This is a genomic window from Microbulbifer elongatus (assembly GCF_021165935.1).
GTDB lineage: Bacteria > Pseudomonadota > Gammaproteobacteria > Pseudomonadales > Cellvibrionaceae > Microbulbifer > Microbulbifer elongatus.
In genome coordinates, this window is sequence record NZ_CP088953.1 from 266,022 (window position 1) to 285,673 (window position 19,652).

13 protein-coding genes are annotated in these 19,652 nt (G+C 57.4%); 1 reads left to right on the forward strand and 12 read right to left on the reverse strand.

Annotated elements, in window-relative coordinates:
- Positions 1-35: 35 nt before the first annotated feature.
- From LRR79_RS01170 to LRR79_RS01180, 3 genes are all read right to left on the reverse strand, one after another.
- A complete protein-coding gene (locus LRR79_RS01170) occupies positions 36-2,063 on the reverse strand; it encodes a metallophosphoesterase family protein (RefSeq protein WP_231758613.1) in 2,028 nt (675 codons plus the stop codon).
- Between the two features lie 165 nt (positions 2,064-2,228).
- A complete protein-coding gene (locus LRR79_RS01175) occupies positions 2,229-3,476 on the reverse strand; it encodes an MFS transporter (RefSeq protein WP_231758614.1) in 1,248 nt (415 codons plus the stop codon).
- A 54-nt stretch (positions 3,477-3,530) separates the two neighbouring features.
- A complete protein-coding gene (locus LRR79_RS01180; RefSeq protein ID WP_231758615.1) occupies positions 3,531-4,316 on the reverse strand; it encodes a DUF3298 and DUF4163 domain-containing protein in 786 nt (261 codons plus the stop codon).
- A 143-nt stretch (positions 4,317-4,459) separates the two neighbouring features.
- Here LRR79_RS01180 and LRR79_RS01185 point away from each other — a divergent pair, with 143 nt between their 5' ends.
- A complete protein-coding gene (locus LRR79_RS01185; RefSeq protein WP_231758616.1) occupies positions 4,460-7,669 on the forward strand; it encodes a DEAD/DEAH box helicase in 3,210 nt (1,069 codons plus the stop codon).
- 34 nt (positions 7,670-7,703) lie between these two features.
- On the opposite strand, the gene LRR79_RS01190 is transcribed toward LRR79_RS01185, so the two are convergent.
- The 9 genes from LRR79_RS01190 to LRR79_RS01230 all read right to left on the reverse strand — a co-directional run bounded on the left by LRR79_RS01190 (position 7,704) and on the right by LRR79_RS01230 (position 19,536).
- Positions 7,704-8,657: a lipid A deacylase LpxR family protein gene (locus LRR79_RS01190; RefSeq protein WP_231758617.1), complete on the reverse strand. Its 954-nt coding sequence runs from the start codon at positions 8,655-8,657 to the stop codon at positions 7,704-7,706.
- Between the two features lie 148 nt (positions 8,658-8,805).
- The gene (gene rrtA, locus LRR79_RS01195) at positions 8,806-9,339 is read right to left on the reverse strand and encodes a rhombosortase (protein ID WP_231758618.1); all 534 of its coding nucleotides are present in this window, start codon (positions 9,337-9,339) and stop codon (positions 8,806-8,808) included.
- Positions 9,340-9,517: 178 nt separating this feature from the next.
- Entirely contained in the window at positions 9,518-11,437 is a 1,920-nt protein-coding gene (locus LRR79_RS01200; protein ID WP_231758619.1) for a bifunctional 2',3'-cyclic-nucleotide 2'-phosphodiesterase/3'-nucleotidase, read from the reverse strand.
- Between the two features lie 494 nt (positions 11,438-11,931).
- Complete coding sequence (locus LRR79_RS01205) at positions 11,932-13,974, reverse strand: bifunctional 2',3'-cyclic-nucleotide 2'-phosphodiesterase/3'-nucleotidase (protein WP_231758620.1); 2,043 nt, start codon at positions 13,972-13,974, stop codon at positions 11,932-11,934.
- Positions 13,975-14,057: 83 nt separating this feature from the next.
- A complete protein-coding gene (locus LRR79_RS01210; protein WP_231758621.1) occupies positions 14,058-16,007 on the reverse strand; it encodes a hypothetical protein in 1,950 nt (649 codons plus the stop codon).
- A 423-nt stretch (positions 16,008-16,430) separates the two neighbouring features.
- Positions 16,431-16,829 (reverse strand): hypothetical protein, encoded by a 399-nt coding sequence (locus LRR79_RS01215; protein WP_231758622.1) that lies wholly within the window; start codon positions 16,827-16,829, stop codon positions 16,431-16,433.
- 57 nt (positions 16,830-16,886) lie between these two features.
- Positions 16,887-17,654, reverse strand: coding sequence for a hypothetical protein (locus LRR79_RS01220; protein ID WP_231758623.1), 768 nt, complete (start codon positions 17,652-17,654; stop codon positions 16,887-16,889).
- Between the two features lie 173 nt (positions 17,655-17,827).
- Positions 17,828-18,109: a hypothetical protein gene (locus LRR79_RS01225; protein WP_231758624.1), complete on the reverse strand. Its 282-nt coding sequence runs from the start codon at positions 18,107-18,109 to the stop codon at positions 17,828-17,830.
- Positions 18,110-18,477: 368 nt separating this feature from the next.
- A complete protein-coding gene (locus LRR79_RS01230; RefSeq protein ID WP_231758625.1) occupies positions 18,478-19,536 on the reverse strand; it encodes a hypothetical protein in 1,059 nt (352 codons plus the stop codon).
- Between the last annotated feature and the right edge of the window lie 116 nt (positions 19,537-19,652).

Below are 19,652 nucleotides of genomic sequence, written 5' to 3' on the forward strand. Positions count from 1 at the left end.
CACAGGATTGTCGGGTTACCGCTTCAGCAAGTGGTTTACAGGGGGCGTGCAACCAGCGCCAGTTCGGCATCCTGCTGCAGTACCGCCCACCACTGGTTTGGCGCCGCCGGGTCGATGCCCACCAGGGGCTGCTCTTCACAACCCGCGACACGCTCCGGTGCGCTGTCAAGGAAGCTGTCCTGCCAGGAAGCCTCCACCACACACATGGGCTCGGCCAGGGGCAACCATTCGGTGCCAGCGCGCATGGACAGGATCAGACTTTCATCCGCGCTCTCCGGACCGGTAAAGTCCAGTACATAACGGTCGGAGACTGCGGTACTCAAGTCCCACGACTGGCTGGCAGTTTCCGGCAGGGTGACCGGCGGCTTCTCGCCGCCATCCGGGCGGCTCATGGGCAGTCCGCTGTCTGCCTGAATATCTTTCAATACGCCGTAGTCGTCCTGATAAACTCCGGTCTGATTCTGTGTGCCACTGACGATCAGGATGTCCGATGCGGTTTCATCCGTGGCGGCAAGCCAGCTCAGGGTGACATGCTCCTTCAGGTCAATGGTGGTTTCCGGAATGATCAGCTCGTCATTGTCGTAGTCCGGCGCGGCGCGCAACGGGCTGTTCAGGTTTGGCGTCCAGTTTTCGTGATACTGGTACAGCCACTGATACGCCAAGCGCATCAGGTCGTTGAGTGATTCCGCGCGCGACAGACCCGGGGTAAAGCCCATATCACGGGTGCGGGTGTCGGTGCGATTGAAGGTCTGGTTGCGACCGCCCATCAATTTCGCATAGCCACCCTGTGGTGCCAGACATTCGTTGGTGCGGTACTCCGGCTGCAACACCAGCGCGGAGCGGGTGCCTTCGGGAATCGCATCCGGATAGATCACTGTTTCGCAGCGATTGGTGGTGCGGGAGAAATGGTCTCCCAGTTTCCAGTCTGCGTCGAAGGCATAGGACGCATCATTACTTTTGGCCGTGTGTGGGGCAAAGTAGGATACGTAATCCACCCGCGGGCCCTCAAAAGTGAGGATGGACGAGTTTACATCGTAGGCTTCCGAGCCGCTGGAATAGGTGGCGTTTTTCTGGGACACGATCATCTGCACCAGATCGCGCTCGCCGTAGCGGAACTCATAACCTTTATAGGATGCATTACCCGCGATAATCTGGGTGTAAACATCCATGCGGTAGTTGCCACCGGCGGGGGTAGAACTGGAAGGCAGGGTATTGAGTGCGGTCTTGGCGGAAATGATGGAGCGCTGGTACTGGTGCTCGTGGCCCTGCACATAAATCACATCGTGGTCGGCAAAGAACTCGCGGATTTGCGGCTGCACCTGGTAAACCCAATTGTCGTCCTTGGTACCTTCAACGATCTGCTCGCGGGTCTGCCCGTACTTGGCGCCGATCAGTCCATCGTGGCTTGCCACCACAATGTGGTCCACGTTTTCCTGGTGTTCATAGACCACCTGTTTGATCCATTCAAACGCAATCGGCAGGTTGTAGTAGGCAAGGCCGACCACCAGAACATTCTCACGCACCACATAGTAATTGACCCATTCATAGCCGGGCATATGCACGGCATCCGCGGGGATAAAATCGCGCATATTGTCGATCCACTCGACGGTATAGGCATAGCTGGTCTCGTGATTGCCCATTACCGGCAGGAACTCGATACCCTGCTCCGCATAGCCATCGGCAATAGAGCGCCATTCGGCAAACTCGATTTCAGAACCGTGATCGGTAAGGTCGCCGAGCGCAATAACCAGATCCACACCCAGGGCTTCCTGGTGCTTGAGAACCTCTGCCATCGGGTGCAGCGATACATGGGCCTGCCCTTCGCTGTCAGTACCCCCCTGGGTGTCCGGCAGCAGGCCGATGCGGAACATTGCAGCTGTAGGTGTTTCTTCCTCGGCCGACTCTTCCTCATCGGTTTCCGGCTCTGCTTCCGGCTGCTCGTTGACTTCTTCCGGAATGATCGGTGTCTGTGTCTCCCCGCTGTCGGAATCACAGCCAGAGAGCAGATTGGCAAAGGCGACTACCAGCACAAGTGCCGGCAGGGTAAATTTGGACGTAAGCAAGTGAGCCCCCACTTATAGTTCGATTTATTGGCGTTACAGAAAGTGCAGACTTTCTGCTGGATCACGCCTATTCAATCGAGATAGAGTGAAGGTTTGGCTTCTGTTCGATGAATTTTTTACATAACGAATTGGACAAAACAGTACAGTTTGCCCGGAAAAACTGTGCTACCCCTTTACCGAGGGTGAACCGACGGCCCGTGTGCGCATCTGCAGGGCAACAAGCGCGACGAGGGTGATGGCCAATGGGGGAAAGGCGGTCCAGAGTACCGCGCTCCAGCCAAAGGCGCTCAGTATCCCCCCGGAAGCGAATGAACCGAGGGCCATCAATCCGAACACGATAAAATCGTTCACCGACTGCACCCGTGTTTTCTCGTCATCGGTGTGACATTGCAACACCAGCGCGGACGCCCCCAGAAAACCGAAGTTCCAGCCAAGCCCCAGCAGGATCAGTGTCCACCAGAAGTGGGATACGTCCATTCCACCCAGCCCGACAGCGGCTGAAATGCCGATGAGCAGCAGACCGACCACCATGACCTGCTCGGCACCAAAGCGCGCAATCACTTTTCCGGTGAAGAAGCTGGGGGCGAACATCGCGATCACATGCCATTGCAGCCCAAGATTGGACGACTCGGTGGAGTGTCCGTGCATATGCATGGCCAGGGGGGCTGCGGTCATCAGGAAGTTCATCAGAGTGTAGGAAATAGCACCACAGGCAATGGCCGCGATAAATCTCGGCTGTCTGAGGATATTCCCCATCGGGCGCCCACCACGGCCACTGGGGTGAACGGGCCGCGGCAGTCTGACGCCGAGAAGAATAAGCGCACACAGCGCCGCGACCGCGGCCTGAGCGTAAAAAGTGACCACGAACATCGGCTCCGGCAGCAGATCCATGGTCCAGTTGACCAGTTGCGGCCCCACCACACCGGCCGCGACCCCACCCGCCATCACCAGCGAAAGCGCCTGGGCTTTTCGCGCCGGCTCTACACCATCGGCAGCGGCAAAGCGGAACGAAAGCACTACCGCGGCATAGGCGCCCCCCAGCAATGTAGACAGACAGTACAACCAGAATCCGGTCACGCCGCCAACCATCACCGCCCCCACAGCCACCAGCCCCGCCAGCACTCCCGCACCGGAGCCGGAAAGAAAGGCGGTGCGGCGTCCGTAACGCCCGGCAATTGCGCCGGTGGGCAGCGTACACAGCGTCATGCCGACGACGAAGAGTGTCAGCGGCAAAGTAGCGAGCACGGGCAGTGGCGCCAGGGTATAACCGACAATACCCCCCACGGCATAAGGCACTACCGAGTTGGCCCCGGCAAGCGCCTGGGCAATCGCCAGCCGCCAGATATTGTTGCGTTGAACCCGCGGGCTCGCGAGCGGTGATGAAGTGGGTGATGGTGGACTGGCGGCTTGCATTCTGGCGTACTCGATCGAGGAAGTGCCGCTACAGGACGGGCGGCGCCCTACAGATTAACGAAAGCGCTCTCGTAAAACACTATCCAATTGCTCGGAAGGTATCGTCAGCTCAACCTCACCCATGGAATAGGGCCCGAGCGTATAAACCCCATAGAGCAAAACTAGGCCGTCGTCGGTGAGGCGAAAATCTTCGGTGCGGGAAAATGGCCAGTTCTCACGGAAATCTTTCTCCACCTGCTGGTCCTCCAGCCACTGGCCGTGGGCCGCTTGCACCAATTTCCAGAACGCATCCTCCTGCCCGGGCGCAATGACGTCATTTAACGCCAGCAGGCTTTCGTTTGCGAGATCCCAGTTCAGCCAGCGACTGACGGGCATACCGTGGGCACCGCCGGTATAGAGATAGCTGTCGATCTCAACCGTGAGTACATCGCCGCGGCGGGCGAGCTGCTTTGCCTCTCCGGTCAGCTGCCACTGGGCCGCGGAAGAAACCGTGACCGCGGCTGCATCATCGAGAAACTTTTGCGCCACTTTTTCCAGTGAGTCCAAGGGGGCATCCGGAGATTCACCGGTGCCCTGCAACTGCGTCAGCATCTGCTGGTAGATCGCATCGTTCAGCGCCGCCTGGTCGGAAAATACTTCACGCTGGATGGTGACCGATGCACACTGGTCGGGCGATGTGCAATCGGGCTCCAGCATCTCCAGCGATTCCACCTGAGACTCCAGTTTGTCTGGCGCGCCACTCTTCTCCTGCCCACAGCCACTCAGGCCGATCATCCACGTCAAAGCCAACGGCAATATTCCATTGGCGCGCAATGGTTGCGACAGCGATTCCAGCGACATAGTTTCTCCCTAACGATTGAATGTGGTGTAGCCGCAATGAGCATATGTAGCCGCGCCCTCTCTCGCAAGGAACTTTATCATGCTAGAGTGAGCGGTTCGGTTTACGTGACCAGTTCGAACACAGCATTATCCGGAGCTCTGACTTGATCACCTTTACTCTGAAAAATATCCAGCAAATGGCCAGCGGAGGCAGCTTTACCCGAGGGGAAGACTACTTTGCACGGGGCCGGGTACTGGAAGCCTACTACGATGCAGAGACCGAGACCTTTCACGGCCGGGTAAAAGGGTCAGCCCGCTTCGTTTACCGTGTGGAGCTGGATGTGGATCGCGGCCGCCTTGTGGGACTGTGCTCCTGCCCGGTCGGTCTAAACTGCAAGCATGCGGTTGCCACCGCACTGGCACTGCTGCAAGACGACGCCGCAGCGGCCACCCCACCGGCTACACCAGAACTCCCCGGCCAGCCGCCCCTATTACCCTGGCAGCAGTGGCTGGAACAGTTGCCCTCGGCACCGCGCGCCGAAGCGGCGCCCCTGCAACACGGGCAACATTACCTGCTGTATGTGCTTGAATTGAATACCCAGGGCCACCTGCAACTTTCCACAAAAAAAGGCTACCTGAAGAAAGATGGCAGCTGGAGTCAGCTGCGCTATTTCCAGCAGGAAAACACCAGACTTGGCTGGAATCGCCCAAGCCACTTGCTGGATGAAGATATCACTATTCTGCAGCTACTGTCGCGAATCAATGCCAGCGGGCGCCTCGGATTGGTGGGGGAGGAAGGAAGGCGCGCGCTCAGCTATCTACTCGATAGCCATCGCTTCTACTTTGAAGACGAGCTGATTCGCCGTGGCCCCACACGGACACTCTGCTGGCGCTGGCAGGAGAATGACGACGGCAGCCAACAGTTGCAGGCCCAGTTTGAGGGCGCGGGCTCCGAACAGGACTGGCGGCTGGTGGCTGTCAGCCCCCCCTGCTATCTTGATACCGAGAGCGCCACCCTAGGAGATATTGCCTCACCACTACCCACGGAGCAGCTGACCCACCTACTCCATATGCCAGCGGTTGCCGCCGATGATATCGGACGGATGTCGGTGGCGTTACGCCAGCGGATCCCCAGGCCGCAATTGCCGCTCCCCGTCGAGCCCAAGCTCACGCGCATTGATACCTTTACGCCCCATATCACCCTGGTGGGCTGCGATTTCGATCACTACAAACTGCCCGCGTTGAAGCTGCATTTTGAATACGGCGGCTTCGCCCTCGCCCCTCCTTACAGCGTCGATTACCAGGGAGAGGAAATCACCCAGGAGAAAGATGGGAACTACTACCACATCACCCGGGATACCGAGGGTGAGAATCGCTGCTGTGATCAGATTTACGACCAGGGGCTGTATTTGATCCCCGAACAATTGGGAGGTCAGGAAGAGGTCTGGGTGCTGGATGCCACCAAACCGGAGAAAATATTCGAGCACTGGAGTGCGTTACTCCGCGATCAGATTCCGGACTGGCAGGCACAGGGATGGGTTGTGAATACCGATCCCAGTTACCGCTTTGATATTTCCCATGGGGAAGTATCGGTGGAGCTTACCGACACCAGCAACAACTGGTTTGAACTGGGCCTGGAACTGAGATTACCCAACGGCCAGCAGTGGCCCATTGTCGACCTGATAGAACAGTGGCTGGAACAGGATACCCCGGAACAGCTGAGCGTGATCGTTGATGGTGACTGGATCACCGTGGATACAACACCACTGCAGAACATTCGCGGGCTTCTGCTAGATCTGCTGAAAGAGAAAAAACTCGGCAAACCCGTACGCCTGCCGGCGTTTCAGGCAGCACACTTCTCGGAAATTGACGATCTGAATCATCGGCATGCTCCCGTTACGCAAGCACTGATGGAGAAGCTACAGGACTTTGCCGGCCTGCAAGCGATACCAACACCGCAACAGCTCAATGCCACCCTGCGCCCCTACCAGCAGGACGGACTCAACTGGCTGGTGTTTTTACAAAGTTACGGATTCGGCGGCATCCTGGCAGATGACATGGGGCTGGGGAAAACCCTGCAGACCCTGGCGCTGGTCCAGCATATGAAAGAAACCGGTGCCCTGAACAAGCCGGCGCTGGTGGTGGCTCCCACCAGCCTTACCGGCAACTGGATGCACGAAGCGGCCCAGTTCACTCCGCACTTGAATACCACCCTGATTCACGGGCCGGATCGCGATACCGCTTTCGACCAGATCAAGAACAGCGACCTGGTCATCACCACCTACCCCCTGCTGGCAAGAGACCAGGCACGCTACCGCAACCGGAAATTCAGCCTGCTGGCGCTGGATGAAGCCCAGGCCATCAAAAATCCCACCACCAAAACTGCCGAATGTGTACGCCTGATCAATAGCGAAACACGCCTGTGCCTGTCGGGTACGCCGCTGGAAAATCATCTGGGAGAACTCTGGTCACTGATGGACTTTGCCCTGCCGGGCTTACTGGGCGGGCGCAAAACTTTTCAACAGGTGTACCGCACTCCCATCGAGAGCCACGGCAATCACGAGCGTCAGCAGGAGCTGGCCAGCAAGGTGCGCCCGTTTATGCTGCGAAGGACAAAAGCGGAAGTGGTTGCCGAGCTGCCGCCTAAAACCGAATCCATCCAGTATGTGGAACTGGGCAGCAAGCAGCGTGCACTCTACGAGAGCGTGCGTATCAGCATGGAAAAACGCATTCGCGACCTGGTGGAGCGCCAGGGCATGGGCAAAAGCCATATCGAGTTTCTCGACGCCCTGCTGAAGCTGCGCCAGACCTGTATCGACCCGCGCCTGGTAAAACTGGAAAAAGCCGCCGGCATTCAGGAAAGCGCCAAGCTCAACTGGCTACAGGAAAACCTGCCGCAACTACTGGAAGAAGGCCGCAGCATCCTGATCTTCTCGCAATTCACCCAGGTACTGAAGCTGATCGAAGAGCAGCTGAATACACAGAAGATTGATTACACCAAACTCACCGGCCAGACCCGTAAGCGCCAGCAGGCCATCGACCGTTTCCAGAACGGCGAGGTGCGTGTTTTTCTGATCAGTCTCAAGGCCGGCGGTGCCGGCCTCAACCTTACCGCCGCGGATGTGGTGATCCACGTAGACCCCTGGTGGAACCCCGCAGTTGAAAACCAGGCCACCGACCGCGCCCACCGCATCGGCCAGGATAAACCGGTATTTGTGTACAAACTGGTGGCGGAGAATACCGTGGAAGAGCGCATTCACCAGATGCAGCAGCAGAAGCAGGCACTGGCGGATGCGTTGTTTGATGCAGCGGGTAGCAGTGCCCTGCCGACAGACAAAGAGGCACTGCTGTCACTGCTGTCCGTAGACCTGTAGAAGCGATGCTAAAGAGATGTGCCAGAAAGGTTTGCTAGAAAGACGCACTCAAGCCAATGCCGAAAAAGTCGACCTGTGCATACTGATCGATAAATTCCTGCGAGCGCCGCGCATAGTAGGCGCTCCAGCGGTAGCGGCCGATGGGCAGCACCCACCCGGCCTGCCACTCCGCCACATGGGGTTCTTTTACGACGCTGTGACTGTCTTTAAAGGTATTGCCATCGAGAAATATATCCTGATGCACCAGTCGCAACTGCACATCGGAATACAGATACCAGCCACCGCCTGAACGCAGGCTGTTTTCCGGGCCGCTGATGTAGGGGGCAAATGCACTCATTCCGAAACTGGAATAGAGGTCCCGCCCCAGGCGCACCCCCGCTGCGGAAATCAGCGAGGTATTCACGTTGCCCAGATGACCGCCGAGGGTACCCGAGATTTCAAACTGCAGACCATTCTCGCCCACTGTTTCAACCTGCGCCCATTTGCGCGCATAGCTCAACTGCAGTGTGGCTTCGTCGCGCAACTGGTTGTCCCAGCCATGGATATCATAGGTACGTAATAGCTGATGGGTGGAGCGCTGTGCCTGCTCGCCCCCGGAAGACGGCCCGACAATACCCGCAGACACTTCCACGCGCTCCGCGATACTGACCGCTGAACCCGGATTCAGATCCACCGCTTGCACAACGCCAGCCAGATACAACCAACCCGCGTATGGGCGATCATATTCCAGCAGTTCGGTTTCAAAAATCTCAAAGGGCGTAAAAATCGCCTGACCGATAAACCACTGCGCGTTTAATTCGCGGTTTTGATAGCGGCCGGGCAGCAGGGAGTGTATCCACCCGGGAGGATTGTCGGCGGTATAGGAAAGCCTGATCCCCTGGGTGTAGTCGGCGTCGTTGACGCGTCCGAAAGAATCATTTTCCAGCTGCAGAACAATAGTACCCGCAGTGGTTGTGGCGCTACTGGCGGCGAGTAAAGCGGTACCCATCCATTGGATACCTGACTGCCACCGCAGCGAAAATCCGTTTCGCGTTTTCTTTTTCACGCATGGATTTTAGGAAAGCGGTGGCGAAGCTCCAGAAATTCGGGTAGACAGATGCGCCGGCCCATAAACCGGTCAGGTGACTGCGATCACCTCACTGGCGCGCTTTCCAAAACCAGACAATGGCACCACTCAATGAACCGAAAACGGTTCCCAATAAATGGCTGGATACCGCCACTTCTGCACCAATTATTTCCGCTGTAGTAGCACTGGCACCCGCGGTCAATTCCCACGCCACTTTCGCCCAGCAACCGATCAGTAGCAGCGCTCCGGACCAGCGGCGCTGATACAGATCACTCAGCGCGCCAAAACAGAAGAGTCCGTGCAAAACCCCGGAAAGGCCGTAATAGATTTCCACGCCCGGATAGCAGACCCACAGCCCAAGGCTGATCAATACGGCCAACAGTGCCGTCAAACCCAGGTACGCGGCGACCGGGCGCCGCCCAAGCAAAGCGCTCTGCCCAAACACAAACCACAGCGCCACCACGGCGGCGGCATTGAGCATCAGGTGCGCGAGGTTCGTATGCACCAGATGCCCGGACAGCAGACGCCACCACTGGCCGGAAGCCAGCAGGGCGCGGTCATACATAAACCAGTCGGGATGCAGGGACTGCAGATACTGCAGCAAAGCGCAGAGTATCAGTATCAGTACAGGGCCGCCGATACTACGGGCCAGGGTTGCTCGGTCTATCTCAGGTCTCTCCCTTGTGCGCAGACGTTACCTGCATGGTGTTACAGGTCTGGGCGCACTATGGGTGAAAAGCCCTTACTTGGCAATTCCCCCAGCGACCGGCAAATGAGACCGGTTATTCCTCCCCGGAAGCAACGCTGAGATCCATCCGATACACCGCCTCCCCGCGCGGGTTTACTTCCAGCAGTCGCGCCTTCGGCAACTGTGCAGCGATGAATTGCGCTACGCGCTCGGTATCCGGGGCGCGAAATACGATCTCAAGATTTTCGTTGTCCGCTACCGGCACAAAAGACCAGTTGCCATCCGCGGCCGGGGTAACCGGGCTGTTCGCGCGGATATAGTTGGCCAGCACCTGGCGGTTGGTGTCCGGAGACTCGATCACAATATGCTCCTCCCCCGTACCGGCAAACATGCCGCCGCCCGCGCGATAATTATTGGTGGCAACCAGAAATTGATCGTCAGCCGATACATCCCGTCCCTGGTATTGCAGGTTGACGATACGCTCACCGTCACTCACCTGAACACAGCTGCGGCTGTACCGTGCCGGCTGCGTCACGTCGATCTGGTAGCTTACCCCGTCAATGACATCGAAGTTGAAACTGGGGAACCCGGCAAAGTTCACCAGCTCCTGCCGCGCGCTGGAAGCGGTGTCGATCTGATTGAATTGCGATGCCGCACACTCCAGCCACTGGGCAAGCTCTGCCCCCGATACTTTCACCGCCACCAGCGTATTCGGATATACGTAGAGGTCGGCGGCATTCTTTACTTTTACCGTTCCTTTCGGCACCACCGTAAAGCTGCCCTCCTCCGCACAGATACCATCGCGGTCACACACCTTGAAGGGCGCAGCGGCGGAGAGCACCGGCAGGTGCTGCAGGTTCACGTCGCCACGAATCAGCTGTTCCACATACCAGCGCTGTGCGTCATTCACGATCTGAATCGTCGGGTCGTCCTTGACCAGGGCCAGAAAACTGAAAATATCGTCGGTGGATTCACCAATGGGTTGGTTCATGTAGTCGATGGTGGCGCGGTGATCCTGTGACACCAATGTCTGCAGGTCTCCGTCGGGCTCAACCGCTGGCGCGCCGTCGACAAAGATTGCCGGTGTGGATACAGCACTTCCCGCTACCATCCAGGTATCCGCCGCAATATCGTAATCCAGCACCAGATCAATCACTCCCAGGTGACTCCCCCAGTAACCGGGCATGACTGCCGGCACGCCTTTGATGGTACCCGCTTCGATATCAACCCCGGGCACCCCGGCAAACTGCTGCGACGGGAACAACAGATGGCTGTGGCCAAACAGGATGGCATCGATGCCGGGCACCTCCGCCAGGTGCCAGCTGCTGTTCGCCTCGAGATTGCGCGCGTCATACACCCGGGTGCTGATGCCGGAGTGGGGAATGGCCACCACGATGTCGGCACCTTGCGCGCGCATTTCCGGCACGAAGCGTTCGGCCATAGCGCGGATATCCCGGGTCTTCACCCGCCCTTCCAGCTTGCTTTTATCCCACTGCATAATTTGCGGCGGAACAAAACCAATAAAGCCGATAGTAATCTGGCGCGCTTTGCCATTGCGGTCCAGCAGGGTTTTCTCGATCAGCCGGTAAGGCTCGAAATACAGGCGATCATTTCCGTCGTCCGTATCGCCATCGTCGACAAAGATATTGGCACTGATATAGGGGAAGTTTGCATCGTTGACGCTTTCCGCGAGGAATTCCAATCCGTAGTTGAACTCGTGGTTGCCGTAATTGGCCACGTCGTACTGCAGGGCACTCATGACTTTAAACACCGGGTGCACCTCGCCTTCGGCGATGCCATCCGACTGACGCCAGTCGCCCATGGGGCTGCCCTGAATCAGGTCGCCGTTGTCCACCAACGCGCTGTTCTGTGGATATTCCAGTTCTGCGCGGGCGCGGCGGATCAGGCTGGCTGTGCGTACCAATCCCACCTTGGGGTCCTCGGCGTCTCGGTAGTAGTTGTACCCCATCACATGGGCATGGATATCGGTGGTCTCCATCAAGCGCAGGTCCACCTGAACTACCCCGTTATCCTCAACACTCGAGAACGGTGCTGTAGATCGCTGATTGTCACCACTGCAGCCGAGCGCAAGTGCCGTCAAGAGACCTAGTACAGCGGGGGCTAACGGGTATCGAGTGGTGAAATTCATCTTTTGACATTCTTACAGGACGCGTAGTCCACAGCTTGCCGGATGAAAAAGAACTTTTGACGAAGATTTGATAACAATTCCGTTACAGCTGTTTATCCGCCATTGCCACTATTCTGTTGTAGGCTTACCGAAGACTTCCCCTGCACGATACCGCCCCCAATTCTGCGGTACAACATTGACTTCCACACCGAACAGAAAACCGTCGGTAAAGACGGCTGGATTGTTTATTTCAGACTGTACGCTCCGCTGAAGCCATTCTTCGACAAAAGCTTCAAACTCGGCGACTTTCAGCGTATCGATTGAGTAATTTTTGCCAGGCGCCTATCGAGTTTCGATAGGCGCCGCTCTCTTACTCACGCTTATTGAAAATCCAGCTCGTACACCGCCTCGTTGTTTTCATTCACTTCCAGAAAGACCGCTTCCGGGGCCTTCGATGCCACAAAATTGTCGGCGCGATCGGTATTGGGGACGCGGAACACAATCTGTAGATCCGTGGCGCTTTCGATAGGCGCGAAAGACCAGTTGCCATCGGCTGTCGGCGTTACCGGGCTATTGGCTTTGATGTAGTTGGATAGTACGGTGCGATTCTCGTCCGGGGATTCGATCACGATATGCTCACCGCCGGTACCGGCGAACTTGCCGCCGCCAGCGCGGTAGTTGTTGGTGGCAACCAGAAATTCATCGTCATCGGCAACTGCCGCGTTTTCATACTCAAGGTTGACGATGCGTTGGCCCTCACTGATCTGCACGCAGTCGCGGTCGTAACGGGCGGGCTCGGTGACGTCGATCTGGTAGGTAACGCCGTCGATCACATCGAAGTTATAGGTGGGAAAACCGCTGAAGTCCACCAGTTCCTGGCGCGCGCTCGAATTCACATCAATCTGATTGAACTGTGAAGCGGAGCACTCCAGCCACTGGGTCAATTCGGCACCGGTCACCTTTACCTCCATCAGGGTGTTGGGATAGAGGTACAGGTCCGCGGCATTTTTTACTTTCAGTTCGCCTTTCGGCACTACGGTAAAGCTGGTTTCATCGGCACAGATGCCATCGCGGGTACACGCCTTGAAAGGTGCTGCAGCGGAGAGCACCGGCAGGTGCTGTAGATTCACATCGCCTTCAATCAACTCTTCCACATAGGCTTTCTGCGCATCGCTGACGATCTGAACCGAGGGATCGTCTTTGACCAGTGCCAGGAAGCTGAAGATATCGTCGGTGGATTCTCCGATGGGCTGGTTCATGTAATCGATCGTGGCCTGGTGATCGTCCGCTAGCATGGTGACCAGATTCATATCCGCCTCTACCGCCGGCGCATCTTCAGCAAAGATGGCGGGAGTGGATACCGCGCTTTCCACGATGGTCCAGGTGTCTGCACCGGTATCGTAGTCCAGCACCAGGTCGATGATACCCAGGTGACTGCCCCAGTAACCGGGCATGACGGCAGGAATACCTTTGATGGTACCGCGTTCAATATCTACTTCCGCGGTGTCCGCATAGTTGTCGGATGGGAACAACAGGTGGCTGTGGCCGAACATAATGGCATCGATGCCTTCCACTTCCGCCAGATGCCAGCTGCTGTTTTCTTCGCGATTGTCCTCACTGTACGCGGTGGTGCTGATCCCGGAATGAGGAATGGCCACTACGATATCGGCCCCCTGCGCGCGCATCTCCGGCACAAAACGCTCTGCCATGGCACGGATATCGCGGGTTTTCACTTTGCCTTCGAGGTTGTTTTTATCCCACTGCATGATCTGCGGCGGCACAAATCCGATAAAACCGATAGTGATATCGCGGGCATCGCCATTGCGGTCGAGCAGGGTTTTCTCGATCAGGCGATAGGGCTCGAAGTAGAGCTGATCGTTGCTGTCATCACTGTCGCCATCGTCGATAAATATATTGGCACTGATGTAGGGGAAGTTGGCGTCGTTGACGCTTTCCGCGAGAAATTCCAGTCCGTAGTTGAACTCGTGGTTGCCGTAGTTGGCCACGTCGTACTGCAGCTCGTTCATGGCTTTGTACACCGGGTGCACTTCTCCCGCGGCAACCCCTTCACTCTGACGCCAATCGCCCATGGGGCTTCCCTGGATCAGGTCACCGTTGTCCACCAGCGCGCTGTTTTGTGGATTGGCCAGTTCCGCACGTGCGTTGTGGATCAGCGTTGCAGTGCGCACCAGACCCACCTTGGGGTCGGCCGCATCGCCGTAGTAGTTGTAATCCATCACATTGGCGTGGATGTCGGTGGTTTCCATCAGGCGGAGATCCACCTGGACGGTTTCCGCCACAATGTCACCGCCGTCGTCTACGGGCGGGGTGAAGTTATTGCTGTTCGTATTGTCACTGCAGCCGACGAGCAGCGCGGTGCTGGCGATGGAAATGGTCAGCAGTGATTGGAACAAAGTCTGCATTATTAGATCCTGTTAGCTTTTCGAAACTGCGCGGCGGTTTGCCGCCGCGGGCATTTACCCGGGTGGTTTTCAACAAGAGAGGCTCAGGGACAGGGACCGATTTCCGTCAGTGCGGAAACCGCTTCAAGGCTGGGATAGCTCATATACAGGTCCCGCACGCCTTCCACTTCTAGTACCTTGCCGACGATGGCGGGGTCATTGACCGGGCTGTATTGCGCGCGCTGGCCAGACTCAAGCTTTACGTACACAGTGGTGCTGCTGTTCAGATCGCCCAGCTCCAGAGCGTAGGGCCCATTAATGCCGCCAAGCACTTCACCCACCACTGTCAGCGGTGTGCCCTGGTTGCTGGCATAGGCGCTACCCACAGAAACTGCGTGGGAAGACCCACAGGACGAACCACCACTACTGCTGCCGCTGCCATTACCTCCTCCACTACCACCGCTACCAGTCACCAACGCCAGGTCGGTAACGGACTCGATGCTCGGCTCGGACATGTAGTTGTCGCGTGTGCCGCTGACCGCCAGCAACTCGCCAATCAGCGACGGGTCGTTGTGTGGGCTGAATTCAGCGCGGTGCTGGCTCTCCAGTTTTACAAACAGCGTGTTGCCATTCGCTGGGTCCTGAATTTCCAGCGCGTACTGACCGTTAATGGCCTGGGTGATTTCCCCCTGCACATCCACCTGCGTGCCGACCGGCAGCGCGAGCGCGTCGCTCACAGAAAGCGCATTGCCACCGCTACCCCCACTGCTGCTACCTCCGCTACTGCCACTCGTTACAGGGCCAGAGGGCGCTCCGTAAGCCCCGTAATCAAAGGTGGAGGGGTCCCATGGGTTGTAACCGCCGGACGGCGTACTCCAGGGTTGGCCATTATCCGGATCATCCAACTCTTCTGTAGCCATGGGATTAGGTGTGGCAGTACCTGCGGGATGGGCGCTGCTATTGAAGTGGGTGTAACTTTCCGGCGTTGCCAGCCAGTCCACCAGATTCAGGCTGAGTTGCGCGGCATTGCCGGCATCGGTCCATCCGGGGTAAGTACTTTTGGTATTGCCATTGTTCTGGCGTTTGTATTTGGGGGAGCTGTCTTCAATCGGACTGGAATCACCGATAAACGCCGCCTTGCCCGCACCGGACTTGGCAATCGCCACATAGGGACCTTCGGCAACACCGCCAAAGTAGAGGCCGGAATCCACCGCGTGGGTCCAGGCACTGGGGTTGTCACTGGAGGAGAAGTACACCAGGCCCTTGGCGCGGCTGGGATCGGTCACCGCCAGAGTACCGCCACCGGCCATCAAGATCGGCCCGACACCGTCGGTAAGCCCTTCCACTAGAGAGGATTGAACAATACCGCTGGCGCCGCTGTGCCAGTCCACCGCATTGAAGCGAAAGCGGATCCCGAACTGCTGGGCCAGCCAACCGGACGTCGCATTTCCGGGATTGCGCAGGTCGCCGTAGCTGCCACCAATATTGAACTGCAACAGTGTCGAGCGGTTGTAACCGTTGAACACTTCTGTGCTGTCCCAGCTGTTCAGGTTGCGATCGGCGTTGTAGTGATCGCTAATAAAGAAGATGCCTTTGCCGTCCGCGACAAAGTCTTCCAGCGCCTGTAGTTCGTTCTGAGTAAAGGGGCGATTGCTTTCCGCCAGAACCAGCACATCCGCGTGGCTGATGGCGGAGTAGTCGATGACCGCTTCGTTGGCATTGCTATTCGCAGCGGTGGGGTTGGTGTAGTCGTCTATAAACTGGATGATGCCATCGGCATTTTTATCCAGTCCGCGGTATTCTTCTACGGTATAGCCAGCGTCAACCAGAGCATCTGCGAAATCGGAAAAAGCACCATCAATCACCCAGTCCGCATTGCCCTCGGTGCCGCCGTGGGACACATCGAACAACACGGTTTTGCCGTTGTCGTTAGCGCCGGGCGTTTTTACCGGTGCCGGGTAGTTCCATTCGTAAGGGGCGGCTTGCACTAGCACTGCAAAAACCGCCGCCCCGGACAACGCTGCGAGCTTCGCAACCTTCACGATACTTTTCATCTGAACCGTCCTTGGTGGGTGTGTAGTCCACAGGATCGAATACAGAGAAGAAGTTTTCGCTAAGATTTAGTAACGATTTGGTGACAACCGGATTTTATTTGCGCGACGTCGTAGATTCTGAAACTGCAGTATAAATACACGACATTTCATGCGCCTGAACCCGGCTCTCCAAAGATTTCAGCAGCGCCCTTGTGATTAGCGCAGTCAGGACTTTCTCAGCACACATACCTGGTCACCGTAATAGTTGTCGCTGTAGTTGCATTCAGTGCTGTAATCGGCTTTCTGTAGCGCGCGTCTGATTTGGCCAGCCATGATTTTCTCCCTGATTGTTTGTTGAATCAGAGGCAGAATAGAGCCAGGGGATGAATAGATAAAATCAAATAAAACTTTCTCACCCATTGATAATAGCTATCCCCCCCCTCCCTAATCGCCGAGATACCCGAGCAGGGGGTGGGCCGCTGGCAGGAACACGCGGGAGTACACATCTTCCAGATCCAGCGGGTAAAACTGCTCGTGCACCAGAAAGCGCGCTTTACCGCGCAGATGGAACAGGTGCAGCATTTTGAACTGGACTACCTCGGCGAGGCTGTTCGCGGTACCGGGGCAGTCCAGTACACCTTCTGCGACGGTACGGTCGCGGAGAATGGTGGCCACCTCCGCATCTACCCGCATCAGATCGTCGAGTATCTGCAAGGCCAGCAAGTCGTGCAGGTCCCCGCGCCCCATACTCCAGTTTGGTTGCGGTGACTCCAGGTCGTGTAGCGTTGCCAGTGAAAAGGCCTCGGCGGTATCGACGCCCAGGTTTTTCAGGAGTTGGTCCATCGCCTGTTCAGAAGTCGTACCCTGCGGCAGCCCAAGGGCCCGGGCCTTTTGCGGATCCTAGGGCACGTGGCCCTTGCGGGCATAATAGGTGTACAACAGGGCCTTGCGCTGTTGCTGGTATTGCGTGGGCTCACCGTTGCGCAAACGCAGAAAGGCACCGCGGGCCGTGGCGCTGCCCATGGCGATATTGGAGAGTATCAGCTCCGCACCAAACGCGTGCCGGGCAATACGGCGCTTGCCGCCCCGATGCAGCGGTTCGTCCCGCCACTGTAAAAAATCGAAGCGGGGGGATTTTCCGTCGCCGCGAATTATTGCGCGCATCTGTTCAAGGTGCCGGCTGTCCAGCGCCTCCCCCTGGGGGCCGCGGGCGACGTTATCGCCGAATACCCCGGGCCATTCCATATTGGAGCCCCACACCGGCCGGCTGTTCTCGGTGCCGTGGCACTCGGCACAGCTTGTATCATTGCGTTGCAGTTGGGGTTTGTCGCCGGAAAAATCGAATACGGAAAATTCCCAATGGCCACTGGGCTCGTGCAGCTCGGCGACATCGAGTAAGTGGTACTTCGGGTCGTCCGGCTTTGTGCCCACGTTCAACAGGAAACGTCCGTCCGTGCCAAATAGAACGATGCGTGGGTATTGCAGGTTGGACTGCCCGGTAGCCCGGGTGTGCTCCACCAGAGAAAAATTGGTGCGGTAATGCTCGGGGAAGTAATTTAACAACGCATCAATGGAGCGAATATTTTCCCGCTCGATAAACTGCTGGATCCCGTCGATCGACATCTCCAACACTTTCTCGCTGGCAGCCGGTGCGGCGCTGACAGACACAATGGTATCCAGTGGCGTCCTTGGACAAAGGGTGCGGCCAACCTGCTCACCGCCCGAGGCCTGCAATGACAGTAGGCTATTCGCACTGGCAGCGATCCCCTGCCCACAAACTATGAATAAAAAAAGAATCCGTATTCCATTGCGGCAGTAAGCATAATAACGTTTAAAACCCATCACATTATTTTCTCCGGACACGAGGGTGCTCCTGCCACGAGCAACTGCTTCAGGCTTGCGGAAAGCCCAGGGTTTTCCGCAAGTTTTTGCAGCTGGTACTCAGCAGTGGCTGCATCGAATACACAATGGTAATGGAAAATACTCGCGGTATTTTTCCGCAATACCATCAGCGCGCCTTTCGCCTGGTACTCGAGGTAGTAGGCAGAAAGCGGGCATCCCTGAAGTACACCAGACTGCGCAAGCATACTGCGCTGCGGGTAGTAAATGGGGCGATCAGACACCAGGTATTCCCGGGACGGGAACCCGGCGGTAGACACCTCCACACAATAATTGCCGAGACGGTCCTGCGTTACAGCACTCTGTTTCCGCGCAACAAACTGGTCCGCGACAACCCTCTCCGCAACAAGTCCGTCCTTAAGCGTGGAATGACTTGACTCAGGGGGATCCACTGGCGGTAGCGGCTCCATCGCTGTACCGGCAGACTGGTATGGGGAAAACAGTGCGGAGTCAGGGGAAGGATCGGGTGGCGAGCTGGATACGGAAATAGCAGTCTCCGGCCACGGAAGTAACACAGGGTGTGATGGCAGCAGCCACCAGACAATCGAGGCCGCCGCCAAAGCGGCGCCCCCGATCATCCACAGTGACAGGATCAGAGTGCGCACTGTGCCGAAGCGGCCTGGGCTTCGTCGGTAAAGCACTGGCCACAGGCAGCCGAGAACAGTGGATGGGAAGCCGGGCAGTTATCACTGGGCTCTGGGTTGGGCTCCGGTACTGGCTGAGGCTCTGGCTGCGGTTCTGGCTCAGGCGCTGGCTGGGGTTGCGACCCACTTCCATCACAACCACCGCGGTACTCGCAATCCTGCGCTGATACGCCGGGCTGCCAGCTGCGAGTAAACTCCAGCATGGAGGCCTTCACAGACTCATCCAGGTCTCCAGCGTATTTGTCGATCGCACCGTCGCCCATGTAAAGCCCCACGTACGCCATGATGTCGTCGGTGGACAGTCCGCAGCCGAAATCTGTATTCAGCAGTTGCAGCGGGTCCGAACCCTTCGCCATACTGGCTTCATTGCGGGTCACGATACCATCACCATTGGTGTTCAGCAGGTCCACCAGCTCGTTACCTTTTTGCGGGCCGATCAGCGCGCTGAAATAGGTTTTCGCATCCGCCACCGTCATCGTCGGGTTGATCGAAGGAACCGGACCCTGGTAGCCCGCCAGCGCCTGGAACTCGTCATCGATTTCAATACCCAGGTTGTACTCGATATCGATAATCGCTTCACGGGCATTAGCCGGATCGCTACAGATGCTGGCATTGCTGACAAAGGTGCCCGCCGCATTCAGACAGCCAGTGCCGTTGCCCACGTAGGTGACGCAGACCGTATCGCACCAGTCTTGGGTGAACTCCGCACGCCGGCCGGAAACCACATGCGAGGGATTTTCATCGCTGTGACAGGTTTGTGCCGAGCCACCACTGCTGCTACCACTACTAGAAGCACCGCTGCTGGAACTGCTGCTGGACAAACTGCCAGAGCTTCCACCGTCGACCGCACAGCCCCCGGAAGCCGCCTGAGCCGCATCCGTATAACAGGCGCCGCCACAGGCCAGTGGGTGACTGGCGGGGCAGGACTCGGCCTGCGCTTTCATGCCAACCAAAAGAAACAGAGCCGCGGCGAGTAGAGCCCCGCGCGGCAGTTTGTGAATAGTCATCGCTTTTCCCTTTCCATTTTTATTGTTACGAGCGACGCAGGCTACGGCAGCCTCCCCCGGCTTTATAGGAAGGTGTTGCGAAAAAATATTGAGAAGCCGGCAAGAGCGAAAAAATG

What these genes read in the sequence shown, in the direction of transcription:
- LRR79_RS01205 (WP_231758620.1), bottom strand. Translation starts at nt 13,974, where the DNA reads ATGCAGACTTTGTTCCAATCACTGCTGACCATTTCCATCGCCAGCACC.
- LRR79_RS01175 (WP_231758614.1), bottom strand. Translation starts at nt 3,476, where the DNA reads ATGCAAGCCGCCAGTCCACCATCACCCACTTCATCACCGCTCGCGAGC.
- LRR79_RS01210 (WP_231758621.1), bottom strand. Translation starts at nt 16,007, where the DNA reads ATGAAAAGTATCGTGAAGGTTGCGAAGCTCGCAGCGTTGTCCGGGGCG.
- LRR79_RS01215 (WP_231758622.1), bottom strand. Translation starts at nt 16,829, where the DNA reads ATGGACCAACTCCTGAAAAACCTGGGCGTCGATACCGCCGAGGCCTTT.
- LRR79_RS01230 (WP_231758625.1), bottom strand. Translation starts at nt 19,536, where the DNA reads ATGACTATTCACAAACTGCCGCGCGGGGCTCTACTCGCCGCGGCTCTG.
- LRR79_RS01180 (WP_231758615.1), bottom strand. Translation starts at nt 4,316, where the DNA reads ATGTCGCTGGAATCGCTGTCGCAACCATTGCGCGCCAATGGAATATTG.
- LRR79_RS01190 (WP_231758617.1), bottom strand. Translation starts at nt 8,657, where the DNA reads ATGGGTACCGCTTTACTCGCCGCCAGTAGCGCCACAACCACTGCGGGT.